Here is a 26006-nt window from a genome sequence, read left to right as displayed (position 1 = left end):
GATGTCCCCCTTCGTCGCCATCCTTCTGCTGTTCGCCGGGCTGTCCGAGGCCGCCGGGCGTCTCGTACCCGTGGTGGCCCGCTTGTCCGGCGCGTCGCGCACCAGGGTGGTCGGGATGGTGCTGGCCGGCGCCGTGGTCGACGGCGCGGTGTTCGCGCTCTGGCCGCTGTCCGCGTGGACCCTCGCCGAGCTGATGATCCCCACCTCGCCGTCCGACGAGGCCACGTTGCTCTGGACACCAGGCCTGGCCGCCCCACTGCTGCTCGCCGCGGTCCTCGCGTTCCCGCTGCTCGGGCCGCTGCTGCACTTCGTGCTCATGCTGGGAGTTGGGGCCGGCGTCGCCGGTGCGCTCGCCACGGTGGCCGGCATCGGCTGGTGGGACGCCGCCGGCTGCGTAGCCGTCGCCGGAGTCGGGCTCGGCGTCGCCGTCGAGGGCGTCCGCCGTCTGGTCGTGCGGCTCACTACGACCCGAGCACCGGAACCAATTACATGATCCAGTTTGCGCTCCTCCTGCTGCTCGTCGGGATCGGACCGGTCCTGCTCGCCGAGGCTCTGCTCGCCCGCTACGAGGTGCTCGCCTATGCCGCAGGCTGGCGGGCTCCCACCACCGACCTCCCCACGGGCATGCCGTACGCCCGGGGCGCGGACCCGGACCGCCCACCGGACGCCTACCTCGTCTATCTGGACGGCATCGGGAAACGCCGCTTCCACGACACCCGTGACGGCGGCCGACTGGTCAAGTGCCTGATCAACGGCGCGCCGGAACTCCGGGTATTGGGCCAGGTGCAGCCCTACTCCCCGCTGGCCCACCCGCTAGCCGACCGGCCGGTGTGGAAGTGGGTGCGTCGCCACGTCGGGCTGCTGCTGTTCCTGCACAACGTGATGCAGATCTTCGTCGCCGCCGACCGCCGGTACCGTCCCCTGTACAACCGTGCCGTCGGAACGCAGATCGCCACCCAGCTCCGGCTCGCCGGCTACCGGCGGGACAGCGGCATCCCCGTGGTGATGCTCAGTTACAGCGGCGGCGCGCAGGTCGCCACCGGCGCGGTGGACGAGCTGTGGGCCCAGCTGCGCACGCCGCTCTGGCTGATCACTCTCGGCGGGTTCCACAACGGCGCCAACGACATCTCCCACGCCCGGCACCTCTACCGGCTCACCAGCACCGGCGACTGGATCGAGCGAGTGAGCACCTGGATCTTCCCGCAGCGGTGGCGACTGTTCCGCCGGAGCGGATGGAACCGCGCTGACCGCGAAGGAAAGATCACCGTGCACCGGCTCGACCCCGCCACCCACGTCGGTCCGGACAGCTACATCAGCCCGGGGGCCCGGCTTTCCGATGGTCGCAGCTATCTCGACCAGACGGCCGACACCGTGATCGCGCTGATCCGGGACTGCTGCAGCGCGAAGTCGGGAACCGACGGCCCGCTGCCCTGAACGCCCCCATCCGCGAAGCACCGCGAGTCACGCCCAAGGCGGGCAGTGGGTCAGGAGGCCGTGGCGGGCTTCCTGGTGGGGTCGGCGGAGGTGGCGCCGTGAGCGGGGCGGCGGGTCAGGACCTGGGGGCCGGCAGCCGTGACGGCGACGGTGTGTTCGGAGTGGGCGGTGCGGGAGCCGTCGGCGGAGCGGATCGTCCAGCCGTCGTTGTCGAAGGTGATTTTGTCGGTGGAGCGGCAGAACCAGGGCTCGATGGCGATGGTGAGGCCGGGGACGAGTTTCATGCCGCGGCGGGCGCGGCCGTCGTTGGGGACGTGCGGGGCCTCGTGCATGGTGCGGCCGATGCCGTGGCCGCCGAACTCGGCGTTGACGCCGTAGCCGTAGGCGTGGGCGACCTCGCCGATCGCGGCGGAGACGTCGCCGAGGCGGCCGCCGGGCTGGGCGGCGGTGATGCCGGCCTCCAGTGCGACCTCGGTGGCCTCGATCAGCTTCAGGTCGGCCGGGTCGGGGGTGCCGACGATGACGGAGAGCGCGGAGTCGGCGACCCAGCCGTCGATGCTGGCCGCCATGTCGATGCTGAGCAGGTCACCGTCCCGCAGGACATAGTCGTGCGGCAGCCCGTGCAGCACCGCGTCGTTGACCGACAGGCACAGCACGTTGCGGAACGGGCCGCGGCCGAACGAGGGGGCGTAGTCCCAGTAGCAGGATTCGGCACCGCGTTCCTTGATCCGGCGGCGGGCGTGGTGTTCGAGGTCCATCAGGTTGACGCCGACTGCGGCAACGCCGCTCAACTCGGCGAGCAGCTCGCCGACGAACTGGCCGGTCACCGCCATCCGGCCGATCTCCTCGGCGGACTTGAGCTCGATCACGACAGCCTCCCCTCCGTCTGCGGTATTTTTATACCACGCCGGGTCGGGATGCTCGGAGGGATATCCTGCTGGCATGGTTCGCCAACCACTCACCGCCGAACAGATCGCAGCGGGCCAACGCCTCGGAGCCGCCCTCCGGGCCGCACGGGCCGGCCGCAGCCTCGTCGAGGTGGCCGTGGCAGCCGGCATCTCCCCCGAGACGCTGCGCAAGATCGAGGCGGGCCGCCTTCCCGCGCCGGCGTTCGGCACGGTGGTCTGCCTCAGCCAGGCCCTCGACGTCCCCCTCAGCGACCTGGCCGACGTCTGGCTGGCCGACATGCCCGTCCGCCAGGCGTCCTAGCGACCAACCGCCCACGTACGGCGCGGCAGCCTGGTGGTTGTCAATCGCCGATTGCCGTGCGTACGAACAAGTGCCAGCCGAGCCACATCCAGAACACGAGGAGCGCCCAGCGCAGGATCCACCAGCGGCGGGCGAGGCGGATGAGGTCACCGAACGAAACGAGGCGACGCGAGCGAACGCTGATCAACTGCCAGGCGACTGTCGCGGCGAAGATCAGGGCCCAGATGGCCATGTTGATTCGCCAGTTCGCGGGCGGCAGGTTGAGGTTCATCGGTCGACCAGGTACCAGCCGAACCAGAGCCAGAGTCCGAAGGCGGCGGCTCGCATTCCGGGGATGGCGAAGACCTGGCCGGCCAGCCAACTGAGCGTCGGGTAGACGGTTCTCGGCCAGGCGAAGTAATTGAGCAACAGGAAGAGGACGGCCGCGGTGAGCAGGAACAGCCACATCGCCAGGCCTGCCTGCCACGTCGGACCGTCGCCGGGTGCGTCCGCGTGCATCCGCCGGCGATGCCAGCTTCGCCGGACAGCCAAGCCGACGATGGCGAGACAGGGAATGGCGGTGGCCACCTGCGCGGGTCGGGTGAAAGGCGTGAACAGGGAAGCGAATACGCCGTAGCCGAACATCGCCGCGACCGCGACGGCGGGCAGCCGCCCATGTCTGGCGCTCGTGGTAATGGCTCGATTCACTGGACCCCTCCTTTGCCGGCCCGGTGCCGTGCCACCGGCTGATCCCAGTGCACCTCGTCGTAGCCGCCGCTGTCGGCGAGGAAGTCGTCGAACTGCTCGAGCGTCAGGTAGCCCGGCAGGGGGTATCGGGCCGGGATCTGGCGGAGCGCTTCGTCGTACCGGGCGAACATCGACATCTCGTGGGGGAAGGCGTCGAGGTCCCGGCCGATGTAGCGGCCGGTGCGGGTCGCCCGGTCCAGGACCTGCCGCCAGCGCTGGGGCTGCTTCCAGCCGACGGCGCCGGGAACGCCGTGCTGAAAGAGGGCGAGATGGATCTCGTCGAAGGTTTCGCGGTCGTCGAGGTAGCGTTCGACGTCGGTCAGTGACCGTTCCATGTTGAAGGTCATCCACAGCGGCACCGACCCGGTGCGCAGCGTCCACCACGGCTCCAGCACGATGAACGACTCCACGAACAGCCGGTTGGCCGGTATCCGACGCTGCCGGTACCACCAGCGGTAGAGGTCGGCGACCATTGGGCTCGGCGACGACGGCCGGTCGAAGACCAGCCGCCGTACCCGGTAACCGTGGTCGCGGGCGAACCGTTCGATGTCCTCGTCCAGCGGCGGGGCGAAGCCCCATTCCGCCTCCGGGCTGCGGCCGTCCGGTGCGGGGCCTGCCCAGCGGCGCACCGGGGAGCCGTAGCGCCGAAGGTACTCCTCGACCCGTGCGCCCCCGTGCTGGAACTCCTCCTCCGTCGCCCCGCCGACGGCGCCGTGCTGGAAGACGAACCGGTCGCCGAGGCTCGTCGTCGGCCAACTCTGCCGGCAGTCGACGATGATGATCGTGCCGCCGGGGGCGAGCCGCTGGTTGAGGAAGCGCTCGTACGTGGCGCCGAGCGTGCGACGCTTGTACCGGAAGTAGCTGAGTGCCCGGACCATGAGCCGGTCCTGGTTGGCGTCGTGCATGTGGTGCAGTTGGATGTCCGGATTCGCGTCGAGCAGCGCGCGTCCGGGTTCGAGGCCCTTACGCAGGACGGTCATCGGATCATCCGGATGGACCCTCTCCGCGAGCGGAATGAAGAAGGTCTGCGGCAGCCACGGGATCCCGAGCGCGGCCCACAGGTGCACCAGCGCCCCGTTCGAGGAGCCGATCGCAACGGCGGGGTAGCGACGCACCGGGTACTCCCTGGCCACCCACTGGGATACCTCCTCCACGTCGACGCGCGCGAGCCGCCGGCCGCTGACCGCCTCGCTGAATCCGGCGACCACGAACGCGGCCTCACGCAGCCGGCGGGGCAGCAGGTCGGTCGCCTTGACCAGCGGTTTGAGCCAGGTCGGCTGACCGAGTGCTGGAAACGGCTCCCCTCGCAGGTAGGCGGCGGTGGCCATCAGCATCGCCGAGGCCGAGTCGAAGCTAGCGAGGAACCTCGGTGCGGAGGACAACCGGCTCACCTCCCCGACCTCGCGTCATGTCATCGAGGAAACCGAGGACGGCCCGGCTCAGTTCCACCGGGTTGTCGTGACTCATCGCGTGGACGGTGCCGGGCAGGATCGCGAGCCGGGCGTCCCGGGCGTGTCCGCACAACTCGCGTACCCAGGAGCTGGACACGAGAGGGTCGCGGGTGCCCCGGCAGATCAGCACCGGCATGGTCAGCCGCGGAAGCTTGTCCTCCGGGCGATCCGCCAGCGCGGCGCGGAAGGTCCGCAGCCCGCGGCCCACCCCGCCCCGGCGGTAGTCGGAGAACTGGATCCGCTTCATCCGCATCGACTGGGTCGCCTGCTCGAGCTGCCACCGCCAGAGTTGACTGCACCAGCGGCGTCGCTGCCGGTCCACGGTCGGGCTGACGAGCACGACCGCGCTGACCCGGTGCGATGCCCGCACGGCGGCGTCGATCACGATCTGGGTGCCGACGGAGACGCCGACCAGCACCGCCGGGCCCGCGGTGGCCGCCGGCAGCCAGCTGGCCAGCGCCGCACCCAGTTCGGGGATCGTCGGCACCGGGTAAGGCTTACTGCTGCGCCCGCAGCCGGGCAGATCCGGAGCGAGCACCGTGCCACCGACCGCGAGCCGCCGCGCCGTCGGAGCGCACATCCGCGCGGCGACCACGAGACCGTGGACCAGGACCAGCGGCGGTCGCGGCGACGGCTCTCCCCACCGCAGCCCCGCCATGGTCCAGGTGTTGGTCACGTCGGGCCCGGCCCGCCGTCGCCACCGGTCCGGCGCGGGCACGTTGATGTCGTGGGTGTGCGGTCGCGGCAACGCGACGTCCGCGGGAAGCGGCTCCAGCAGCGGCCGGCCGGTCACGCTCGGCCGCCTCGGTTTCCCGCCCAGACGGCGGCAGCACCCGCCAGGCCGCCGCCGGCGATCACGAGCCCGGTCGCCGTCCTGGCCAGGCCCGATCTGCGCCGGTCGGTGACCCGTTCGCCACGCCGGCCGTCCGGGACGCCGGCCGTGGACGCCGCCGACTCGAAGAGATTCCCGGCCGTCCAGTCGGCCGGCTCGTCGGCGAGGACGGGGCGCTCGACGGCAGCGGCGCCGAAGCGGGTGACCAGCCCGGGGACGAGCCGGGTGACCAGGGCGCCCGGCCAGGTGGCACCACTCACCGGCAGCTCAGGTCGAGGGCGGCGGGCACACCGCAGGACCGCCTTGGCCACCCGATCAGCCTCGACGCGGTGCCGGGGCGCAACCGCGCGACGGCCGGTCCAGTTGGCGGCGTGGCGGAACAGCGGGGTGTCGACCGGCCCGGGCAGGATCGTGCAGACCGAGATGCCGTCCACGTCACGCACCTCTTGCCGGACGGACTCGCTCAGCGCCCGGATGCCGTGCTTGCTTGCCGCGTAGGCGCTCTGCTGCGGCGTTCCCGCGTGGCCGAGCAGAGCGGAGACGTTGATGAGCACGCCGTGACCTTGTTCCCGAAACCAGGGCAGCACCGCCCGGACGCCGTGGTACGTGCCGAACAGATTGACCTGGACGACCCGCCGCCACAGCTCGTCAGGACACTCCTCGACCCAGCCGTACAGGTTCACCCCGGCGTTGTTGACCCACACGTCGATGCGACCGAACCGCGCCACCGCCCGCCGGGCGACGTCCTCCACGGCTGCGGCGTCGCTGACGTCAGCAGGCGCGACGAGCACCTGGCCACCGCGGTCGTGGCACACGGCCGCCAGCGTCTCCAGTCCGGCCGGGTCTCTGGAGACGAGCACCAGAGCGGTGTCCGGGCGGGCGAACCGCAGCGCGCAGGCCCGGCCGATGCCGCTGGACGCGCCGGTCACCACGACAGTTCGATGGCGATGCCGGACCATGTCAGCTTCTCCTCGGATCAGCCTCCACACGAGTCGACGGTCCCCGCGTCGAGGTGCTCGACGTGAAGCCCGATGATCAGCCGGCCAGCGGCATGGTGCAGAGCGATGCGGGGGCCTACCCGCACAGCGCGCTGATAATCACCGCTACCGGAACGGACCCGCCCACCCGCCAGGTTTGGCCGGGGTGGACCGGGGGTAGCCGCAGCCGTCGCACGTCCTGGTCCGGTCGGTCGGAGGGCATTCGACCGGCGCGGGTCGATCGGATCATGAGCGGAGGCGGCATGCGAGCCAGCCTTCGGCCCGGCATGACGACCGGACAGCGCTGGTACGCGCCGATCCGCCCGGCCGCGCTCGTCGTGGTGACCGCCGCCGCCACCGTCCTCGGCGCCATCGGAGTGCTGCCCCGCTGGCCCGGCCTGGCTCACCTGGTGGCGCTACCTCCGCTCGGCCTCTTCGCCGACCTGCGGATGTTGATGGTCGCCGCGCCCAACTACCCGGTCTTCGTCGCCGGACTGGTGGTGTCGCTCGCCGTGCGGATCACCGTCCTGGCGTTCCTGCTCGGCGGACCCAACCGGCACCTGCTTGCGTACGCCGCGCGGTACTACCTGATCGTTCTCCCGCCCGCCCTGCTCGGCTCCGTCCTGATCCTCGGCGCCGGCGCGACCCTGTACTTCGGGCTGTTCTGGATGGGCACGGTCGTCGTGCTGGCCACCGTGGCGCTCAGCGCCGCGGCACCCTGGTCGGCCCCGCCCCGGCTGGCACACGGCTACGCCATCGTCCTCCGGCACGGGCTGCGCCTCGGCACCGTCGGGGCCTACCTGGCGGCGCTCACCGCCCTGGGTGCCGTCGCCGACCTGACCCGGCCGATCGGCCCGGTGGCGGCGATACCCGCGTCTGCGCTGCTGACCCTGGGCACCGCCCGGTTCCTGCGCGCCGACCCCGGCCACCGACTCGCCCGACGCAGCCTCGCCGCCGGATACGCTGCCCTCATCACGGTCATCGCGACCGTCGCGGTCAGCACGCCCACCCTGCCCCGGGCCCCCCGACCGGACAACCCACGCCCCGGCTCGCTGATGTTGATGTCCGGCGTCGACTCGTCCTCGGGATCCGGAGCCATCCTGGAAATCGACCCACACACCCTCGGGTACACCTGCGCGCAGACCTACTACTACTCGTACGCGGGCCCGGGCACCGGCCAGCCGCGCAACGCGGCCAAGTGCCCGATCACCACCGGAGCTCCCTACCAACCGGTCGACACCCTCCGCCCGACCGAGGAACTGATCACCTTCCTCGACGACCAACTGGCCGACCTGCCGCCCCCCGTCGTCCTGATCACCCACTCCCAAGGCGTCTGGATCACCTGGCAAGCGGCGGTCGCCCACCGGCTACCCAACGTCGCAGCCCTCGTACTCATCGGCCCCTTCCCCACCAACCCGGTCCCCTATCCACGGCACGGTGAGGCGGGCGTCAGCAAGGTCGCCGCCGGAGTCACCCGGCTCGTGTCCGGCACCGCCCGACCCGGTGGTACCTCCGTCTTCACACCCGACTCCCCACTCGGCCGCGAATGGCTCGCCCACCCGACCGCCATCCAGGCGACCCTGGCCCAACCACCACCGGACAACCTCCGCATCCTCAGCGTGCCCAGCGTCTTCGACCTGCCCCTCATGCCCACCGGCCCCACGCTGCCCGCAGTGACCAACCACTGCCCGATCCCGGTCATCCACCCGGACCTGCCCTACTCGGCCGAATTCCAGCGGTCCGTCACCCAGTTCCTCGACCATGACCTGGTCGCCCGCTGTCCACCGTGGCGCCACGCAATCGGCCCCATGTTCCGGCCCTTCTCCGTGCCCGCCTGGGACGCCTGAGGGGCGGGTGACCGGAGAAGTACCAGCCTTCGGAGCCCGCCTGCCGGCCTGTGTCACCGCCCCACCCGGCGCAGGACCCCGTCAATTGGGTACGCGTACCGACATGCGTACTGCTCACAGACACCCTCCAGGTCGCCCCTCGTGACCCCCGGCACCTGGCCACTCGGACCCAGCGTGATCGCACTGCTCGCCGCGCTGGTGGTGATCCTGTTCGCCGGCGGGGCGTTGGCCCGTACGGCGGACGAACTGGCGGACCGGACCGGCATGGGCGAGGCGATGGCCGGCGCCCTCCTGCTCGGCGCGGTGACCTCGCTGCCCGGCATCGCCACCACAGTGATCGGTTCGGTACGGCAGGACGCCGAATTCGCCCTCGCCAACCCGATCGGTGGCATCGCGGTGCAGACGGTGTGGCTGGCCATCGCCGATCTGCTCTACCGCCGGTCGAACATCGAGCACGCGGCGGCGTCCCTGGAGAACGTCATGCAGGCACTCGTCCTGGTGGCGTTGCTCTGCCTGCCCGTGGTGGCGTACGCGACGCCTGAGCTCACCATTCTCTGGGTGCACCCCGCGAGCCTGCTGATCCCCGTCATCTACCTGTACGGTCTGGTGCTGCTCCGCCGCCTCCGCCGCGAACCGATGTGGTTCGCCCGTCACACCACCGACACGCGTCAGGACGTGCCGGCCGCCACGACGTCCGGGATGAGCATCGGACGGCTGTGGTTGCGTCTGGCCGCGCTGGCGGCCGTGGTGGCCGCCACCGGCTATCTGATCGGCCAGGGCGGGCTCGGCGTGGTGGCGGCCACCGGTCTGCCCAGCGGTTTCGTGGGCTTCACGCTCACCACGGCGATCACCTCACTCCCGGAGCTGATCACCCTCATCGCGGCGGTCCGCATCGGAGCGCTGACCCTCGGCATCGGCAACATCCTCGGCGGCAACGCCTTCGACTCCTTGATGATCTTCGTCGCCGACGCCGCCTACCGGCCCGGGTCGATCTACTCCGGGGCGAACCTTTCGGGACTGTTGTTCACTGGGATGACCGCTCTGATGACCGCCACGCTTGCCGCCGGGCTGACCCTCCGGGAACGTCGGGGAGTCGGCTTCGAGGGGGCCGCCATCCCGCTCATCTACCTGGCCACCGTCGTCCTGCTGCTGATTCGGCCCGGCTGACGACCTTCAGGGCGCCACCGAAGCCATCGCCCGCCTTTCTCGACGCCGGCAAACCCCGTTCCAAGGCACAGCAACCTGGACACCACGACGGCGCCCCCGGGAATGTTCTTCCACCGCTCGGGTCGGTGCCCTTTGGCTGCGCTGCGTCACCTATCGCCCGGCTCGCTGCGCCGGACGGTCCGTCATCGTGGCGTTGCCGTCCTGACCACCTGTCAGTGCCGAGACGTGCGCTCAGTGTTCCTGGGCCAGGTCTTGGCGCCGATGGTGCCCCCCGCGGCGGCCGCCACCACCGTCAGGCCGAGGACGAGCAGGGCGACCAGCGCGGCGTCCTGGGCCGTCTCGGTGATGGAGACAGGCAGTTCCTGCCCGGCCGCGACCCGTCCGGTGCCGAACAGTTGACCGAAGGCGCCGAAGCCGATGCCGGCGCCAACCGCGGACAGCACCAGCAGCGCCACCATGGTCAGTGCCCACACGGTCACCCCGAGCAGCATCCCGTCCCGCGGGCCTCGCCACCGGGAGGCGGCGCCGGCCGTGAGTCCCCCGACGAACAGAGCGACGACGGCGGCGACCAGGGACCACCACCAGGTGCTCTGGTCGGGGGTGGGATCGGGGCCGGCACCCACGCCGGTCAGGGTGAGGGCGACCAGCAGCACCTCGAGCGTGATCCAGGTGGCGAGTGCGACGACAAAGCCACCCCAGACCGGTCCGCCGGTGATCCGGTCGCCTGCGCCACGTCGCATCGGGTGCGCGTCGATCTCGACGGCAGCCGGTGTCACCGGCGCCGCGCTCGGAAGACGCTCGGTTTCGGCAATTCGCGACCGTTCCTCTGTCGCCATGTCCGTTTCGTCCCTTCGGGTGGGGCGCGCGGTAATGAGTGACCGCGACCCGTCGAACAGCGAAGGCAGAGGATTCCCCGCGCTCGACAAGAGTCACCTGAGCGAAGCGACGGGACTGCGCTCGCGGCAGCGGTCAGCTCGAGGTAGGCCGGCGGCGGCAAGAGCCTGGGGCCCGGGGGAAAGCCACGCTGGTTGGCGGGAGATGAGGTGGGTAAGCGCCCGTTCCAGCAGAGGGGGACAACAGCCATGGGGTTCGAGCTCTTGCCGGCGTTGGTCGCCGGGATCGTCGGCGGCGCGGTGATGAGTCTGATGATGGCCGGGATGCGGCGGGCTGGGTTGACGCCGATGGACATCTCCCTGATCGAGGGCACGATGCTGACCGGCCGGCGTGAGTTGGCAGTGGTGTTGGGTCTGCTCATGCACCTGGTCGTCTTCAGCGGGCTGGTAATCGGTTCCACCTACGCTGGCCTGTTCACGTGGTGGAATGTCGACGACAGCGACGGGTGGTGGGTCGGCGGACTGATCGGGGTGCCCCACGCGTTGATCGGTGGGCTGGCGCTCGCGCTGCTACCGGCGATTCACCCGCGAATGGGCGCGGGATCTGGCGGTCGTGACGGGCTGCGGGTTGCTCCGCCCGGGATTTTCGGCAGGAACTACGGTGCCGCGACGGTGTCGGGGTTCTTCGTCGTGCACGTGGTCTACGGGGCGGTGTTCGGGGCGTTCTACGGCTGGTTCATGGGCGGCGGCTAGGGCCGGCGCGATTGAACGGCGCGCTGTGGCGCCGAGACCTGGTGAGACAGCGCGCGGCGCGGGCCCGCGCCTTCGCCGGGGCACTCTCGGTCGCGGCGATCGAGAGGCACGCCAGGGTCGCTCCGTCCACCTCGACAACATCACCCTGACCAATAGGCGTTAGCCCAGCCCGCACCCAACACCGCGGGCACGCGGCCCACCGCCGCCAGCGCACAGCCGGCGAGCCTCGGTGCGGCAGGCCAGCGGCCTGCCGCACCGTCCGCTATCCGGTCCGCTGCCAGGTGCGTTGTAGCGCCGGGATCATGGTCTGACCGGTGACGGCACGAACGACCCGCCAGTGCTGACCCCCTCGGCGTCGGCAGCGAGAGGTGTCATCTTCAGTGGTAGCCACCGGTAGCACCGAGGGAGAGAAGCGACGCGCTGATTTCCTGGAGTTGTTCTTCGACCTGGTGCTGGTCTTCGCCCTGTCCGGCGTCGTCTCGCGGGTCACCCCGGATTTGTCCGCCGACACCTTCACCCGCCGGTGGACGGCATTGCTGTACGTCCTGGTGCTGGTTGCACCGATCATGTGGCTGTGGACGACCACCGCCCACATCACCAGCCGGTTCGACCCGCGCCGGCGACCGGTCCAGGCGATGGTACTGCTCACCGCGTTCGGCGTGGTGTTCATGGCGTCGTCGCTGCCGTACGCGTTCCGGGAGCGGGGCTGGGCGTTCGCCGTGCCGTACGCGCTCCTCCAGGTGGGGCGACCGCTGGTTCTCACCCGGCTGGTGCGGGACCCCGCGCTACAGGCCCTCTACGCCCGGTCGGCGATCTGGTTCACCGTCTCGGCCGTGCCGTGGCTGGGCGGCATGCTGGTCGAGGACGCGGCCCGGGTCGGCCTGTGGTTGCTGGCGATCACGATCGACCTGGTGGCAGCCCGCTTCTCCTGGCCGGTGCCCGGTATCAGCCGGGAACTGGACGACGCCTGGGAACCCACCAAGACCCATCACCTCGCCGACCGGTACGAGCAGCTCCTGCTGATCGCGCTCGGTGAGAGCGTGCTGGCCCTGGGACTCACCTACACGGACACGCCGGTGTCGCTGGCCACGACGCTGGCGCTGGTGGTCGGCTTCGCCACCACGGTCCTGCTGTGGCGGATCTACTACTACCGCGCGGGCCAGGTGCTCCCCGAAGCCGTCGACTCCGCCGGGAACAAGGTTCTGGTGGGCCGCAACGCCGGACGCGCCCACATGCTGATGGTGCTGGGCATCGTGCTCGTGGCGGTCGGCTACGGAATCGCCGTCACCCACCCGGTCGACCACGTGCGCCCGGCCTGGCTGGCCCCCATCCTCGGCGGGCCGATCATCTACCTCGCCGGCCGGATCCGGTTGGAACGGGTGGTCTTCGACCGGCTCTCCCGGCGCCGGCTCGTCGGCATCGCGACCCTGGCCGCCGCGGCGCTGCCGCTGGCCTTCACCACTCCGCTGATCGCGGCCACCGGCGCCCTGACCGTCCTGCTCGGCATGGCCATGGCCGACGCCCGACAGGCGCGGGGCCGACCACCGGAACCCCCGTCGCCACCCACGGCCGAACCGCCAACCATCTAGCCGATCCGCCGTCGGCCACCGGCACAGGCCAAGAAGCCACCCGGCGCGACCGGTGTCGGCAAGGCGGTGGCGGGGGGCTGTCCGCCGCCAGCCGGTGAGCCCTGCCCGGCTTGAGCTTCCGGCACGGCGTGGCCCCCTGTCGGCCGGCACTGCCAGTTCCCCGACGGTAGGGGAAGGCCGCTACCGTCGGGGGCCTCCAGGTCAGTGGGTCGACAGCGTTCCGCTGATCTCGTTCGGCACCGCGGGCAGCTCCACCGATCCGACGAGCTTGCCGGTGGTGAGGTCGAGCCGGTGCACCTTCTTCACGGCCGGCTCGGTGATGTAGGCGGTGTCGCCGCGGACGAACAGGGCCGGGCGGGGCTCCTGCCACTTCATCGGCTCCTCCCAGGCGGCGACGACGGGCCACGCGTTGGTGATCGTGCCGGCGGCGGGGTCGATGACGTGCAGCTTGCCGTCGGTACCCAGGATCAGGCCCTCGCCCTTGGGGCCGCGGGCCAGGGAGCGGAAGCTGTAGCTGACGCCCTCGGGCATCGGCACCACCTTGAGGGAGTTCGTGGCGGTGTCGATGAGCGCGAACTGCTCGGGGAACTCACGCTCGGCGTCCGGGTCGATCTTGTAGTCGCCGAGCAGGACGGGCGAGGCCTCGCTGCCGACCTGGGTGCCGACGGCGCCGTACGCCCGGTCGCTCTTGACCTTGACGAAGGCGCCGTTCTTGAACAGCAGGACCCCGTCCTTGCAGCCGAGCCCGACGACCTCGCCCTGGGCGACGGCTTCGCCGTGGACGCCGGGGCACTCCTCACTGCGGGCGATCTCCTTGCCGTCCTTGTCGAGCGCGATCGCGCCGGGGCGGGACTCCTCGGTGCCGAGGGTGACCACGAGGGTGCCGTCGCCCAGCTCGACCGCCACGCCGTGGTGCGGCTGGGCGGTCTTGTACTGGCGTCCGGTGGGCTTGCCGTCGGCGAGGCCCGTCGGGTCGAAGCTGTGCACCTCTCCGGTGCCGTCGGTGAACAGGACGGTGCGGTCACCGTGCAGCACGACGTGACCGGGCTTCGCGCCGGGGTACGTGATGTCGGTCAGCTTTCCGGCAGCCGCGTCGAGCACCTGGAAGCCGGCCTCGGTGGAGACGATGACGCCGGTGTCGTTGCCGGCCGGGTTGATCCGGTTGAACCCGTCGAGGGTGACGGTGTGCGCCACCTTCAGGGTCTCGCCGTCGAGCACGTGGATGCCGCCCTCGTAGGTGACCGCCACCGGCTCGTTCACCGAAGCGGTGGCCGACGACGCGGAGGGGGATCCACTCTCGCCCGTCGTTTCGGACCCGCAGGCGGCGAGCGCCAGCGATGTGGCCATGAGCGCGACCAGACCACGGCTGTTGGGTCGGTTCACTGAAACGTCCTCTCTCTAGTGCAACTGGCAATCGTTTTCAGTAACGTACACGGAGGTCCGCATGTCGAAGCCGCCAGGGGTCAGGTTCCGCTCAGGGCGCCGATGATCGCTTCGGCGTTGAAGCGCATCATGGCCAGGTAGCTGGCGGCCTCGCCGTCCGCGTCGCTGAGCGATTCCGAATACAGCCCGACGACGCGTACCGTGATGCCGGCCTCGGCGGCCAGGACCTCGGCGAGGCGGGCGGGTTGCGCGGTGTCGGCGAAGACGGCCGGCACCCGGTGGGTCTCGATGGCGGTGACCAGCGAGGCGAGGTCGGACGCGCTCGGCGAAGCCAGGGTGGTTCCACTGGGGATGATCGCGCCGACAACCGTGAGGTCGTAGCGGTCGGCCAGGTAGCCGAAGACGTGGTGGTTGGTGACCAGGACCCGACGCTCCGCCGGGATCCCGGCGAAACGCTCGGCAAGCCTCGCGTCGAGTTCGCGGACCTCGTTCGCGTACGACTCGGCGCGCCGACGGACGACGCCGCCGTCCACGCCGTCGACATGCCTGACGATCTCGTCGGTCAACAGCCGCACCGCGGTGACCACGCGCGCCGGATCGGTCCAGAAATGCGGATCCGGAAGCCCTGCGGCGTCGCCGTCCCGGTACTCCATCGGATCGATCTTCGCGCCCACCTCCACGGTGGGAACACCCTCGGCCTTCGCCGCCTCCACCTGGTGCAGCACGCCCTCCTCCAGGCCGAGACCGTTGTAGACGACCAGGTCGGCCGTCTGCATGGCGTGCGCCTCCCGTGCCGAGATGGCGAACGAGTGCGGGTCGGCGTTCGGCTTCATGAGCACGCTGACCTCGGCCTGGTCACCGACGATCTCCGCGACGACGTCCCCGAGGATGTTCGTGGTCACGACAATGCGAGTCCGCGTCGGCGAGGTGCAGGCGGCGCCGCCGGCCAGCAGGACAGCCGCGGCGACGAGCGCTGCCAGGAGTCTCCTGGTCCTCATCGACCGACCTCCACGACGAGGTCCGGTCGTTCGGTGACCCGCAGCTTGCGGGCGGTGCGCAGCCCGTCGCGGTAGTCGATCTCGTGGATGAGCCGGGCGGCCGGCTCGGCCAGGTAGGCACGGTCGACATCCAGGGTCAGGTTCGCGGCCGGCACGGACGTCTGCGCGAGCACCTTTCCGGTCCCGAGGTCGTAGCTGATCAACGTGCCCGACCGGTCGAGGGCGAGCACCGTACTACCGTCGGCCGGTGACGCCGCCGCCACCAGCTGGCGTCCTCCAGCCGGGAGGTATCGCAGGGTGGCCTTCGCCGCGTTCACCGACCAGATGCCGGCACGATCGGCGACCGCCGCCTCGTTGCTCCGCGGCCGGTACCCGAACGTGCCCGTCGGGACCGGGCCACGTGGGCTGGGCAGGGTCTTGGCCGTGAGCTTCTCGCCGTCGAGCTTGACGCGGACGAGACTGTTCTCGCAGGCGATGACCGCGCCGCCGCGCAACACCGCCCAGCCGCGCGGCGCCGCGCAGGGCGCCTCCAGAGCGCCGGTCGGTTCGCCGCGCTCGTTCATCGCGACGATCCGGTTCGCCGGCCGGCCGGGATCGTCGCCGACGGCGACGAGAAGCTGATCCGCGTACGGCACGGCCAGTGCGGTGGTGCTGCGAGAGTCGATCGTGGCGAGGGTGGCGACCTTGCCGGCTTCGAGTTCCCGGCGGTCGAGCACGGTGACCATCCCGTCGGCCGTACCGATGGTGGTGTGGGCCTCGAAGCCGGCGACCGTGGTTATCGGCGCGTCGAGCGTCAGGGTGCCGACCGAGCGGGCCGGCGCCCGGTAGTAGTGGACGTGGTCGGTGTGATCGACGGTCCAGACGCCGGCGTCGACGACCTCGAGTTCTCGGTTGCCGTCGTCGGCGTAGACGAAACGGCCGTCCTCGGTGATCCGCTCCGCACCGAGCGAGAGGCCGACCTCCCTCTCCGACCCGGTGGCCAGATCGAGCAGGTGCAGCCGCCGGGCCCCGCGGGCCAGGTACGCGATGGCGGACTGGGCCTCGGCCACCTCCTCGGCACCGGCGACGTAGCCGTGCGGCGTCTCCTCGGCGGCCGGCGGATCACCCGACGAGCCGCACGCGGACACGGCGAGCGTGACACCCAGGGCGGCGGCAGCGGCGAGGCCCCTGACGTTGGTGACGATCACGAAATTCCTTCCAGTGAGGGGTTCGGGCCCGGCGACCGGCGTCGACCCAGCGCGGTCGTGACCCGGCGTGCACCGAGAATCGCGAAGAAGATCAGGACGGCGACGGCGGCGATCGTGGCGCCGGCGGCGGTCGCGGCGTACCAGGAGATCCACAGGCCGACCACGGTGGCGGCCGAGCCGATCACGAAGCTGGCCAGCATCACCGCGGGCAGCCGGCGCGCCACCAGCATGGCCGCCGCCGACGGCGCGATCAGCATGCCGAAGGCGAGCAGCGTGCCGACCACGCTGAAGGCGACCGCCATCGTGACGGTCAGCAGCGCCAGCATCACCGCGTTGGCCAGATCCGGTCGCAAACCCAGTGTCCGGGCCTTACGTGGGTCGAAGGTCAACGCGAGGAACGGCCGGTAGCACGCGGCGGTGACCGCCGCGACCACGGCGACGGCCGCGGCCAGCATCAGCAGGTCGGGCTGCCGGATCGCGAGTACGTCGCCGAACAGGAAGGCCGTCAGGTCGGTCGCGAACGACCGCGAGTGCGACACGATGATGACCCCGACCGAAAGCATCCCCACGAACAGCAGCCCGATGCTGGTGTCCCGCCCGAACTCCCGGCTGTGCCGAAGGGCGTTGACCCCGGCCGCCATGGCGAAGGCGCTGGCAGCGGCGCCGACCACGAGGTTCCCGCCGACGATCGACGCGATCGCCACTCCCGGCAGCATGCCGTGGCTCATCGCCTCCCCCAGGAACGTCATCCCGCGGGCGACCACCCACACGCCGACCAGCGCGCACGCCGCGGCCAGCAGCACGCCACCGACGAGCGCACGGACGACGAAGGACACGGTGAACGGCTCGATCAGGGACGACATCACCCGGTCGACTATACTGAAATGACAACCATTGTTGTTAAGGGGATGCGTTGAGCGCCGATGTCCTGACCGCCGAGCACATCGGCTTCCGCTACGCCGACGTTCCCGTCCTGCACGACGTGAGCCTGCGCGCCGAAGCCGGATCCATGCTGGCCCTCACCGGCGCGAACGGCACCGGCAAGAGCACGCTGCTGCACCTGCTGGCGGGCGTCACACAGCCCACCGAAGGACGCGTCCACCGTCGACCGGGCACCCGCCTCGCCCTGCTGCCGCAGCGCACCAGCGACATCGACGCCCTACCGCTGACCGTCGCCGAATGTGTGCAGATCGGACGGTTCACCCTGCGCCACCGCCTCAGCCGCGACGACCGCGCATCGGTAGCGAAGATCATGCAGAGGCTGGACATCGCCCACCTGGCCCGCCGGCGGCTCCGCGAACTCTCCGGCGGCCAGCGCCAGCGCACGCTCATCGCGCAGACGCTCGTGCAGCACGCCGACATCTACGTCCTGGACGAACCGACAACCGCCCTCGACACCGGCAGCCGGCGACAGGTCCACGACCTGCTCGCCGAACGCGTCGCCGCCGGCGCGGCGGTGGTCATCGCCAGCCACGACCCCACCGAGACCGCACTCGCCGAGCACATCATCCGCCTCGAGGGGCGAACACCGGCCACGCTCAGGGCTGCCGGGTCATCGGCCTGACGCCCCGTGCCGACGCGACCTGACCACCCGGCGGTGCAGGTTTGCCCGGTCGGCACCGACGGCCCGACGACACCGCGCTCTCGACGCCCTGGCGGTGACGATGAAATGTTGGAATGTGGCACCGGACGATTGTCGTCGGAGCCGGCAATAGCTGCCCAGTTTCAATCGCGGTAATCAGCCGTACACCGGTTGTGGCAGGTAAAGCAAGACTGACCTAAGGAAGGTAAGGCTACCTTCATTCGGCACGGCGTTTTCCGCATGACGAAAGGTGACGGGCCGCTGCGGACGATGGTTCGTTGCTACAGTGTTGGTCATTCTGGATAGATTCCAGGACGCCGACCGGCGAAGGTTTGCCTTTCGCCGCTGCGGCAAATGAGGGACTGACAGACCAGTACGCGGAGCCGGGGCGTTCCTCCACCCCGGCGGCCCTCACGATATGGAGGCACCAATGAAAACCCTGCTGCAGTCGCCGCCGGTCCGCGAATGCGCCGCCACCGCGTGCAGTTTCAACGACAATGGCTGCCACGCTCCGGCGATCACCGTCGCGTCGACGGGTGCGGCCGCATCCTGCGCGACGTTTGTGGAGTCGTCGGTACAGGGCGGGATCGCCGAGGTGACCGGTTCCGTGGGCGCATGCGCGCGTTCCGAGTGCGTCTACAACACCAACCTCGCCTGCACGGCCGAGTCCATCACCGTCGGCCCAGGCGCCACCGCCAGCGACTGCCTCACCTACCAGCCCGCCTGACGAGGGTGGCCCAGCGCGACGCCGCCTTGGCAAGGTAAGGCTTACCTACTACAGTCACGTTCCTAGGCCGAACTCACCTGCACTTCATGGCCGAGGGGACTGACATGGCGCTCCACCCGGCCGGGCGGCCAACCGACCTGGCGCACGCGGCGCCCGCCACCGACGCGTCGACGGCGGGCGCCGTGACTGCGCGCTCCGCCCTGTCCGCCGCCGCGTCCCTGCGGCTCCGACTTGACGACGCCACCGTCGACCTCATCGGATCGCACACCGTCCTACCCGACGGCACGGTGGTCCTCGCGGTTGACGCGATGACCCGGACCGGCGGCCTGCTGGTTGCCGCCCGCGGTCGACCGGGGGCGGTACGGCTCGACGTGACGCAGCTCGTCCCGGTCGCCGTACGGTCGCGGGTACGGGCCCGAGTTCGGGTGCTGGGTACGGCCCGCCGGTTCGACCCGGCGAGCCTGGACTCGTGCGACAGCGACAACGTCATGTCCCTGCTCGACCTACCCCCCGTCGCGCTGTGGGCCGTCGAACCGGTCCAGGTCGGCCTCACCCGCGATCGCGGCGAAGCCACCGTGAGCATCAGCGCCTACCGTGCCGCGCGGCCGGACCCGCTCGCCACCGTCGAAGCCGGACACCTGCAGCACCTCACCCAGCGGCACAGCGACGTCCTTGACCAGCTCGCGACACTGCTCGATCCGGCGTTGACCGCCAGGTCGACGCGGGTCCTACCGGTCGCGGTCGACGCCGACGGCGTGGTGCTCCGCGCCGAAGCATCGCACGGACACACCGACGTCCGGCTGCCGTTCGCCCGCCGCGTCACCGAGGGTGCCGGCCTCGCCGAAGGACTGCGTACGCTGCTTGCCGAGGCGGCACAGCGTCGATCCGCGCGGCCATCCCGCCCCACGGCCAACACGGAGCGACCTCCGGCGGCCGCGTGCGACTGCGACCTACGCGCCCGGTGACCGTGCGGGTGACGTCCGGGCGGTGAACAGGCCAGTGGCGAGAACACCCGGGCGATGCTGGCACATGGATGGCACGCGGCCACGCGTTACGTGATGGACCGCTAGCCGGTCCACACCGGCAGTTCCTCGGCCTGCACCAGGCTCATTACGGGGCCCAGTGCCGCCCGCCGATCATCACCGAGCTGATCGACGAGGACGCTGCACCCTCCCGGTCGTGTGATCCAAGCGAGGATCGCTGCAAGCGCAAGGTGTGCGACTGCCGCCGGTAGTCCGGCAGGGCTACCGCTGTGATCTTCTCGCCAGGAAACAGCCCTTCACGCTTAGCACTGGTATGTGGAGGATGGGGGCATGGAGAGGTCGACGTTCGTATACGACGGGGACTGCGCGTTCTGCACGAAGTGCGCCGAGTTCATCCAGCGGCGGATCCCCACCAACGCGCGGGTCGTGCCCTGGCAGTTCGCCGACCTGGACGCGCTCGGCCTGACCAAGGCCGAGTGCGAGGCGGCGGTGCAGTGGGTCGGCGCCGACGGGTCCCGCGCCGCCGGGCCTGACGCGATCGCTCGGTTGCTTGGCGACAGCGGTCCGCTCTGGCGGGTCGCCGGCGCCGGTCTCCGGTTCCCTCCGGTACGCGCTGCCGCCTGGCCCACGTACCGCTGGGTGGCCCGCAACCGGCACCGGCTTCCCGGCGGCACCGCCGCGTGCTCATTGCCGCAGGAGGCGCGGGAATCCCTCTACGGCCCGACCGGCCGCCCCACGGCGGACGCCTGAACGTAGTCGGCCGCCACATCCTCCGGGTCGGCGTCGACGCCGTGGCGTCGGCGGAGGAGCCGGCGCGCCCAGACGACCGGGCGGACGCGTTCCAGGGGCAGGAAGCTCGTCATCGCGGCCAGGTGCGGGGCGAACGAGATGGTGATGGTCGCCATGGTGACCAGGTGGAACGAGTAGAAGAAGCCGATCGTGGCGAGCCGCCAGCGTTCCCGCAGCACGAAGACCACCGGGCTGAGCAGCTCGAACGCGACGATGCCGAACTGGGCGACGATCAGCAGGTACGGCACCTGCGCGATCAGGTCGGCCAACTCGGTGCCGCGCCGGATGATCGCCCGGGCCAGCACCGAGCCGGTCAGCCACTCGGGCCCGCCGAACCGCAACTTGGCCCAGGCGGCCAGGAAGTACGTGCAGATGACCGCGATCTGGGTGACCCGCAACGCCCAGCCCCCGGCCTCGGTGCGGGTGGCGTCCCCGTGCCGGGCGCGCCCGGCGGTGGGAAGCACGGCCAGGGCGACGAGCAGGCCGAACCGGTCGTGGTCGACCTTGCCGTAGCTCATCGCGACGATCATCCACTCGAGGTAGAGCGCGAAGACCGACCAGCCCAGCAGTCGAGGTGCCCGGCCGGTGGCGGCGAGCAGGGCGAGCAGCAGCAGGACCCAGAAGATCACCGCGACCAGCGCCGGGGTCGGCGTGGGCAGCGGCAGCAGCCGACCGATCAGCAGCGGCTGGTAGAGCTCGCCGGGTACCGCGACCCGGGTCCGCACCCACGGGGTGAAGACCACCAGGTCCGCGGCGACGAAGAGATAGACCAGCGTACGAAAGGCGGCGACCCGGCCGCGCGGGACCGGCTCGGTCAACCAGCGGCTCATCGGCCCGCCCGCCAGCTGACCACGGTCTCGTCCGTCCAGCGGCCGGTCGGGCGCCCCTCCTGGATGCCGTACCAGCGGATCACGATGCGGACCTCGACCAGCTTCGCCGCGCCGAGGTTGCGTTCGGCGTACGCGTCGGCCACCGCTGCGAGCAGCGCGGGGTCGGCGACGTAGCGGGCCTGCTGCCCCTCGATCTCGGCCCGCCGGATGCCGGTGGCCTCCTGGCCGAGGCCGACCACCGCGCCCGTGGAATCGACGCCCTCCACCCGCGTGTCCGGTGCCGGGGCGTCCGGCGGGTTGGACGTCGAGTACATCCGGAACGGCCCGAACGGGAAGTGGTCGTCGGTGCCCCAACTGGTGCCGGCCACCAGCAAGGCCAGCCCGAGTGCGGTGGCGGCGAATCGGGCCGCGCGACCGCGGGTGGTCAAGGTCTCCATCGCGTCGTGACGCTACGGGATGCAGCGGCCCCCGGGGTCCCTCCGGCGGTCACTCCTGGTCGCCCGAGTCGCCCGGGTTGGCCGCCGTGGCCGCCGAGGGCCCGGCCGTGGCCGCGGTGGCTGGTCAGCTCCGTGCTTGTGCACGGCCAGCTTCTTGCCGACGTCCTCCATGTCGAGCGCCTCGACCTGCTGGATGAGGTTCTCCAGGGCCGATTCGGGGAGGCCGCCTGAACCTGCCGCTGTTGCCCTCGCCTCGATCGCACGCCGATGTGCCATCGACAGACACGCTCAAACCCCCGCAAGCATCGATGCTTGCCGATATAGTCGGTGATCCACTTCGCCCCCGCGGCCAAGACCAACCCGGACCTACCCGCACCCCACCCGGACGGGCCGGGACGTAGGGATGCTCGTCGGACGAGCAGCCACCGAGCAGCCAAAGGAGCACACAGCCCCGAGCTGGGCGGCTGACCTACCTGGCTAACCCGACAGGCTGCGAGACGGGCGAGGTGGTCGACGACCAGCGCCCGTTGCCACCGACGCTTTGATCAGGCGACACATGCGGCGATGCGCCGCCCCGCCGCCTCTCCCACAATCAGCCGCTAGCCGATGGCCTGCCGTACGTGCCGCACCGCGATTTAGCTGCGTCGCCAGGACGTCGGCGTCTCGCAGCAAGAGCGCGACACTCCTACGGTGGTGCGCTCGTCACGTCGCCTATGCAATGCTGCTGACACGGGACCCTGCGGCGTGCGGAAAGGGGGGAAAATGGGCGATGTCCGTTTTACGGAAGGAATTCTCAATCTCGCTCAAGCCGGACGTCATCTCCGAGTGCCGCAGCAGACCTTCCACCGGTGGGCGCGCGGCTACCAGCGCGGCGGCCCGCTACTGCACGTCGCCGACGGCCGTCCGGACATCCTGCCGGTCACGTTCATCGCTCTGGCTGAGGCGCACGTGCTGGAGGCGCTACGCACCGCCGGGGTGCGCCCGCAGAAAATCCGGCCCGCCCTGACGGAGCTTCAGCGGGAGTTCGGCCGCGAGTACGTCCTGGTCGCCCCCGAGCTGGCCACGGACGGCATCGACGTGCTGTGGGACTTCAGCAAAACCCGCTCCGGGGAAGGGCTGATCGTCGGCGGGACCAACCAGCATGTGATCAAGGAAATCGTTGCCGATCACATGGAGTACATCGCCTTCGACAGCGAGGGGATCCCCGAGCAGCTGACGCTGTCCAGCTGGCAGCCGGCCAAGGTGGTCGTCAACATGCGGCGGTCCTTCGGACAGCCGATCTTCGCTGCGACGGGAACCCGGGTGGCGGACGTCGCCGGCATGATGAAGGCGGGTGAGAGCGCTGAAACAGTCGCGGACGAGTTCGGGATCGACATCCACGACGCCCGAGCCGCCGCACGCATCCTCCTGGGCCGCGCCGCCTGAGTTCTACATCGACGAAAACATGCACGGCCGGTCACTGCGTCGGTGCATCGTCGACCTCGGCTACCAGGTCCACAGCCCCGCCTCCGTCTTCACCCGCGAGCGTCTGGAGCAGGGCCTGACGGACCAGGACTGGCTACCGGTGGTAGGCGAGGAGGGCTGGGTCGTGTTCGGCCGCGACCAGAACATCCTCAAACGGGAACTGGAGCTGTAAGCCTTCCTCAAGGCCAAGGTGCACATGTTCCTGGTTCCCGGCGACGCGACCCGCGACCACATCATCGAGCTGGTGCGACTGAATTTGGCCCGGATCTGCGCGCTCGCGTCGGCCCGTCAGCCGAATGTCTACTGGCTCCGGCGGGACAACGTGATCAGCTATGAGGAACGTCGAGCCAAGATCCACCGTCGCCGCTCGTAAAGACCTTGCGGCCCGACGAAATCGTCGTCGTCCGGGCCATGCCGTCTAACCGCCTCGGTACCGCAGGGTTTGTTCCTACGCCCCTCCGCACCGGACTGCTACCGGATGAGGGAGCCTGTCGTTATTCATGAACGACGTGGCAGGCACGTACGGCTGATCGGTGCTGGCGAAGCGTTCGGACGTAGGGCTAGGTCGTCACGGGCAGTACGGCAAACCGCACTCCGAGGCCGAGAGCCGTGATGACGGCGAGCGCCAGCTACGCCGCCGTCATTCGATAACGCCTGACTTCCGGATCAGTAACGTTGCCGATGGTGTGGCCGGACAGTGGCATGGCATGGGTGTAGGTTGTCGGCGTCCGGCTCGAGTGGTTCCCCCCGTGACCGCTCGAGCCGGCTCCTTCCTGGGAGACCCGGCTATTGCTGTGGATCAGGTGGCCGCTGCTTCTCGCTAGGGGGCGTCGATGACCTCGCGTCCGAGAGGCCAGAACGCGGCGGGGACGAGCTTGAAGTTGGCGATGCCGAACGGGATGCCGATGACCGTGAGGCAGAGCGCGATGCCGGCGAGGATGTGGGACAGGGCCAGCCACCAGCCGGCAAGCACCACCCAGAGGACGTTAGCCAGTCCGGAGGCGACCCCGGCGCCGGGTTTGGGAACGAGGGTGCGGCCGAACGGCCACAGGGAGTAGACCGCCAGGCGCAGCGACGCGACGCCGAACGGGATCGTGATCACCAGTACGAAGCAGATCAGCGCGGCGATGCCGTAGCCGGCGGCGAGGACGATGCCGCCGCCGAAGATGAGCCACAGCACGTTGAGCACAAACCGGATCATGTTCTGAGCATGACCGACGCCTGCCACCTGGCTGGCGCTGCCGACAGGGCGATCAGCATGGTGTGTCCCGGGCGGCTACGGTTGGTGCTCCGGAGGGTCAGGTTGAGGAGGCGTCGAACAGGCCGTGGGCGGCTATGGCGTGCAGGTCACGCTGGTGTTCGTGTTGGTGTTGGTGAACGCGGTGTTCGCGGGCAGCGAGATGGCGTTGGTGTCGCTGCGGGAGAGCCAGTTGCAGCGACTGGAGCGCACCTCCCGGGCCGGGCGGGTGCTGGCGAAGCTGGCGCGGGACCCGAACCGCTTTCTGGCCACCATTCAGATCGGTATCACCCTGGCCGGGTTCCTCGCCTCGGCGGCAGCGGCGGTGTCGCTTGCGGCGCCGCTGGTGGGGCCGCTGGGGTTCCTGGGCTCGGCGGCGGAGCCGGTGTCGATCGTGGCGGTCACCATCGTGTTGACCTTCGTCACACTGGTGTTGGGTGAGCTGGCGCCGAAGCGGATCGCGATGCAGCGCGCCGAAGGTTGGGCGCTGCTGGTCGCCCGCCCGTTGGACGCGTTGTCGGCGTTCTCCCGTCCGGCGGTGTGGCTGTTGAGCAGGGTCAGCGATGCGGTGGTGCGGCTGACCGGCGGGGACCCGCGCGCCCGGCGGGAGGAGGTGACCACCGAGGAGTTGCGGGACATGGTCGCGGCGCAGCGCAATCTCACTCCCGAACACCGGATGATCATCTCGGGGGCGTTCGAGGTGGCCGAGCGGATCCTGCGGGAGATCCTCGTCCCCCGCCGCGAGGTGGTCACCCTGTCGGTGTCGCTGTCCGCCGCGCAGGCGCTGCGCGAGTTGGGCAGGTCGGGTCAGACTCGCGCCCCGGTCGTGGGTCGCGGTGGTCTGGACGACACCGTCGGCGTGGTGCACATGCGGGACCTGCTCGACCAGGACGGGCCGGTCGCCGAGCAGGCCAGCCCTGCGGTGTATCTGCCGGAGACGTTGAAGGTGACCGAGGCGATCCGGGAGATGCGGTCGCAGCGGCAGCAGTTCGCCCTCGTGGTGGACGAGCGGGGCGCCATCGACGGGATCGTGACGATGGAGGACCTGGTCGAGGAGATCGTCGGGGAGATCTACGACGAGACCGACCGGGACGTGCAGGCCGTCGTCCGGGAGCCGGAGGGGTCGCTGCTGATGCCGGGTGGCTTCCCGCTGCACGACCTGCCGGACGTGGGCATCGACCTCGACGAGGACGTCCTCGAAGCCGGTGACTACACGACCGTGGCGGGCTTGCTCCTGGCCCACCTCGGCCACATCCCGAAGACGCCGGGTGAGGTGATCGAGCTGCCGGGCCTGACCGCCGAGGTGGCCGAGGTGACCGGACGGGCCATCACCCGGGTACGCCTGCGCACCACACCGGTGCGCGGCGACGGGCACGAGGCCGGCGATGACGAGACAACTTCCTGACGGGCCCGGCCGACGACTGACACACGCGTGATGCGGAGTGGCAGTGTAACCGCCCGTAGGGGCCAGGCCCGACACCCATGACACCACCCGAGAGTAACCGCACGGATGCACTCAGATATCTCTCAGGTGGCGTTGGTAGCTTCCCGGCGCGACGGCATCCATTATG

Annotated in this window: 29 protein-coding genes and 1 pseudogene; 15 read left to right on the top strand and 15 right to left on the bottom strand. The window is 70.4% G+C overall.

The features are described from left to right. The first annotated feature begins 1 nt into the window (after position 1). Both AB0873_RS11255 and AB0873_RS11250 read left to right on the top strand, forming a co-directional pair. Positions 2-493 carry a hypothetical protein gene (locus AB0873_RS11255; protein ID WP_366599514.1) on the top strand — a complete coding sequence of 164 codons (492 nt, stop codon included), beginning with the start codon at positions 2-4 and terminating at the stop codon, positions 491-493. Beyond that, the gene (locus tag AB0873_RS11250) at positions 490-1434 is read left to right on the top strand and encodes a hypothetical protein (protein WP_366599513.1); all 945 of its coding nucleotides are present in this window, start codon (positions 490-492) and stop codon (positions 1432-1434) included. The genes AB0873_RS11255 and AB0873_RS11250 overlap by 4 nt, the downstream gene beginning before the upstream one ends. Before the next feature lie 50 nt (positions 1435-1484). Here the strand turns inward: AB0873_RS11250 and map are convergent, their stop codons facing one another. Further along, complete coding sequence (gene map, locus AB0873_RS11245) at positions 1485-2303, bottom strand: type I methionyl aminopeptidase (protein WP_366599512.1); 819 nt, start codon at positions 2301-2303, stop codon at positions 1485-1487. Between the two features lie 73 nt (positions 2304-2376). Here map and AB0873_RS11240 point away from each other — a divergent pair, with 73 nt between their 5' ends. Then, complete coding sequence (locus AB0873_RS11240) at positions 2377-2643, top strand: helix-turn-helix transcriptional regulator (RefSeq protein WP_155329764.1); 267 nt, start codon at positions 2377-2379, stop codon at positions 2641-2643. 40 nt (positions 2644-2683) lie between these two features. Here AB0873_RS11240 and AB0873_RS11235 read toward each other — a convergent pair whose 3' ends face one another. From AB0873_RS11235 to AB0873_RS11215, 5 genes are read right to left on the bottom strand one after another with little or no spacing between them, the layout of a single operon-like run. Continuing rightward, positions 2684-2914 (bottom strand): hypothetical protein, encoded by a 231-nt coding sequence (locus AB0873_RS11235; protein WP_366599511.1) that lies wholly within the window; start codon positions 2912-2914, stop codon positions 2684-2686. Further along, positions 2911-3267 carry a hypothetical protein gene (locus AB0873_RS11230; RefSeq protein WP_366599510.1) on the bottom strand — a complete coding sequence of 119 codons (357 nt, stop codon included), beginning with the start codon at positions 3265-3267 and terminating at the stop codon, positions 2911-2913. The genes AB0873_RS11235 and AB0873_RS11230 overlap by 4 nt, the downstream gene beginning before the upstream one ends. 59 nt (positions 3268-3326) lie before the next feature. Next, complete coding sequence (locus AB0873_RS11225) at positions 3327-4751, bottom strand: hypothetical protein (protein ID WP_366599509.1); 1425 nt, start codon at positions 4749-4751, stop codon at positions 3327-3329. Then, positions 4723-5613, bottom strand: a complete 891-nt coding sequence (locus AB0873_RS11220; protein ID WP_366599507.1) for an alpha/beta hydrolase — start codon at positions 5611-5613, stop codon at positions 4723-4725. Before AB0873_RS11220 ends, AB0873_RS11225 begins: the two co-directional genes overlap by 29 nt. Further along, on the bottom strand, positions 5610-6611 hold the full coding sequence (locus AB0873_RS11215) for an SDR family NAD(P)-dependent oxidoreductase (RefSeq protein WP_366599506.1): 1002 nt from the start codon (positions 6609-6611) through the stop codon (positions 5610-5612). The genes AB0873_RS11220 and AB0873_RS11215 overlap by 4 nt, the downstream gene beginning before the upstream one ends. A 305-nt stretch (positions 6612-6916) precedes the next feature. Here AB0873_RS11215 and AB0873_RS11210 point away from each other — a divergent pair, with 305 nt between their 5' ends. Further along, positions 6917-8476 (top strand): hypothetical protein, encoded by a 1560-nt coding sequence (locus tag AB0873_RS11210; RefSeq protein ID WP_366599504.1) that lies wholly within the window; start codon positions 6917-6919, stop codon positions 8474-8476. Positions 8477-8650: 174 nt separating this feature from the next. Then, positions 8651-9643: a sodium:calcium symporter gene (locus AB0873_RS11205; RefSeq protein ID WP_366599503.1), complete on the top strand. Its 993-nt coding sequence runs from the start codon at positions 8651-8653 to the stop codon at positions 9641-9643. Positions 9644-9855: 212 nt separating this feature from the next. On the opposite strand, the gene AB0873_RS11200 is transcribed toward AB0873_RS11205, so the two are convergent. Beyond that, entirely contained in the window at positions 9856-10383 is a 528-nt protein-coding gene (locus AB0873_RS11200) for a hypothetical protein (protein ID WP_366599501.1), read from the bottom strand. 342 nt (positions 10384-10725) lie between these two features. Between AB0873_RS11200 and AB0873_RS11195 the strand changes: the two genes are divergently transcribed. Then, positions 10726-11229: a hypothetical protein gene (locus tag AB0873_RS11195; RefSeq protein WP_366599499.1), complete on the top strand. Its 504-nt coding sequence runs from the start codon at positions 10726-10728 to the stop codon at positions 11227-11229. Positions 11230-11609: 380 nt separating this feature from the next. Then, positions 11610-12818 (top strand): low temperature requirement protein A, encoded by a 1209-nt coding sequence (locus AB0873_RS11190; protein WP_366599497.1) that lies wholly within the window; start codon positions 11610-11612, stop codon positions 12816-12818. 201 nt (positions 12819-13019) lie between these two features. Here AB0873_RS11190 and aztD read toward each other — a convergent pair whose 3' ends face one another. From aztD to aztB, 4 genes are all read right to left on the bottom strand, one after another. After that, complete coding sequence (gene aztD, locus AB0873_RS11185; RefSeq protein ID WP_366599496.1) at positions 13020-14201, bottom strand: zinc metallochaperone AztD; 1182 nt, start codon at positions 14199-14201, stop codon at positions 13020-13022. Positions 14202-14281: 80 nt separating this feature from the next. Further along, positions 14282-15199, bottom strand: coding sequence for a zinc ABC transporter substrate-binding protein AztC (gene aztC, locus AB0873_RS11180; RefSeq protein ID WP_366599495.1), 918 nt, complete (start codon positions 15197-15199; stop codon positions 14282-14284). Then, positions 15196-16386 (bottom strand): hypothetical protein, encoded by a 1191-nt coding sequence (locus AB0873_RS11175; RefSeq protein ID WP_366599494.1) that lies wholly within the window; start codon positions 16384-16386, stop codon positions 15196-15198. The genes aztC and AB0873_RS11175 overlap by 4 nt, the downstream gene beginning before the upstream one ends. Further along, positions 16383-17249 (bottom strand): zinc ABC transporter permease AztB, encoded by an 867-nt coding sequence (aztB, locus tag AB0873_RS11170; RefSeq protein WP_366599493.1) that lies wholly within the window; start codon positions 17247-17249, stop codon positions 16383-16385. Before aztB ends, AB0873_RS11175 begins: the two co-directional genes overlap by 4 nt. 50 nt (positions 17250-17299) lie before the next feature. On the opposite strand from aztB, the gene aztA reads away from it, so the two are divergent. The 4 genes from aztA to AB0873_RS11150 all read left to right on the top strand — a co-directional run bounded on the left by aztA (position 17300) and on the right by AB0873_RS11150 (position 20428). After that, on the top strand, positions 17300-17950 hold the full coding sequence (aztA, locus tag AB0873_RS11165) for a zinc ABC transporter ATP-binding protein AztA (RefSeq protein ID WP_366599492.1): 651 nt from the start codon (positions 17300-17302) through the stop codon (positions 17948-17950). A 448-nt stretch (positions 17951-18398) separates the two neighbouring features. Then, a complete protein-coding gene (locus tag AB0873_RS11160) occupies positions 18399-18695 on the top strand; it encodes a DUF1540 domain-containing protein (protein ID WP_155329758.1) in 297 nt (98 codons plus the stop codon). 86 nt (positions 18696-18781) lie between these two features. Then, positions 18782-19660 (top strand): DUF2470 domain-containing protein, encoded by an 879-nt coding sequence (locus tag AB0873_RS11155; RefSeq protein WP_366599491.1) that lies wholly within the window; start codon positions 18782-18784, stop codon positions 19658-19660. 348 nt (positions 19661-20008) lie between these two features. After that, positions 20009-20428, top strand: coding sequence for a DUF393 domain-containing protein (locus tag AB0873_RS11150; protein ID WP_366599489.1), 420 nt, complete (start codon positions 20009-20011; stop codon positions 20426-20428). On the opposite strand, the gene AB0873_RS11145 is transcribed toward AB0873_RS11150, so the two are convergent. The 3 genes and pseudogenes from AB0873_RS11145 to AB0873_RS11135 all read right to left on the bottom strand — a co-directional run. After that, on the bottom strand, positions 20392-21297 hold the full coding sequence (locus AB0873_RS11145) for an HTTM domain-containing protein (RefSeq protein ID WP_366599488.1): 906 nt from the start codon (positions 21295-21297) through the stop codon (positions 20392-20394). The two genes, AB0873_RS11150 and AB0873_RS11145, sit on opposite strands and share 37 nt — an antisense overlap. Further along, entirely contained in the window at positions 21294-21734 is a 441-nt protein-coding gene (locus tag AB0873_RS11140) for a hypothetical protein (RefSeq protein ID WP_366599487.1), read from the bottom strand. Before AB0873_RS11140 ends, AB0873_RS11145 begins: the two co-directional genes overlap by 4 nt. 132 nt (positions 21735-21866) lie before the next feature. Further along, positions 21867-21962, bottom strand: a pseudogene (locus AB0873_RS11135) (thiol reductase thioredoxin); the annotation flags it as partial. Between the two features lie 534 nt (positions 21963-22496). Between AB0873_RS11135 and AB0873_RS11130 the strand changes: the two are divergent. Genes AB0873_RS11130 through AB0873_RS11120 form a run of 3 tightly spaced genes read left to right on the top strand, consistent with a single transcriptional unit; the run spans position 22497 to position 23571 of the window. Next, positions 22497-23159 carry a DUF433 domain-containing protein gene (locus AB0873_RS11130; RefSeq protein ID WP_366599485.1) on the top strand — a complete coding sequence of 221 codons (663 nt, stop codon included), beginning with the start codon at positions 22497-22499 and terminating at the stop codon, positions 23157-23159. 19 nt (positions 23160-23178) lie between these two features. Continuing rightward, complete coding sequence (locus AB0873_RS11125; RefSeq protein WP_366599484.1) at positions 23179-23370, top strand: hypothetical protein; 192 nt, start codon at positions 23179-23181, stop codon at positions 23368-23370. Positions 23371-23394: 24 nt separating this feature from the next. Next, positions 23395-23571 carry a hypothetical protein gene (locus tag AB0873_RS11120; protein WP_366599483.1) on the top strand — a complete coding sequence of 59 codons (177 nt, stop codon included), beginning with the start codon at positions 23395-23397 and terminating at the stop codon, positions 23569-23571. Positions 23572-24018: 447 nt separating this feature from the next. Here the strand turns inward: AB0873_RS11120 and AB0873_RS11115 are convergent, their stop codons facing one another. After that, on the bottom strand, positions 24019-24399 hold the full coding sequence (locus AB0873_RS11115; RefSeq protein ID WP_155329747.1) for a YccF domain-containing protein: 381 nt from the start codon (positions 24397-24399) through the stop codon (positions 24019-24021). A gap of 124 nt (positions 24400-24523) precedes the next feature. Between AB0873_RS11115 and AB0873_RS11110 the strand changes: the two genes are divergently transcribed. Then, positions 24524-25840 carry a hemolysin family protein gene (locus tag AB0873_RS11110; protein WP_366599482.1) on the top strand — a complete coding sequence of 439 codons (1317 nt, stop codon included), beginning with the start codon at positions 24524-24526 and terminating at the stop codon, positions 25838-25840. Positions 25841-26006: the final 166 nt, after the last annotated feature.

Origin of the sequence: Micromonospora sp. NPDC047707, assembly GCF_040704235.1 — a bacterium.
Classification (GTDB): Bacteria; Actinomycetota; Actinomycetes; order Mycobacteriales; family Micromonosporaceae; genus Micromonospora.
This window is presented reverse-complemented; position numbering and strand designations above follow the sequence as displayed.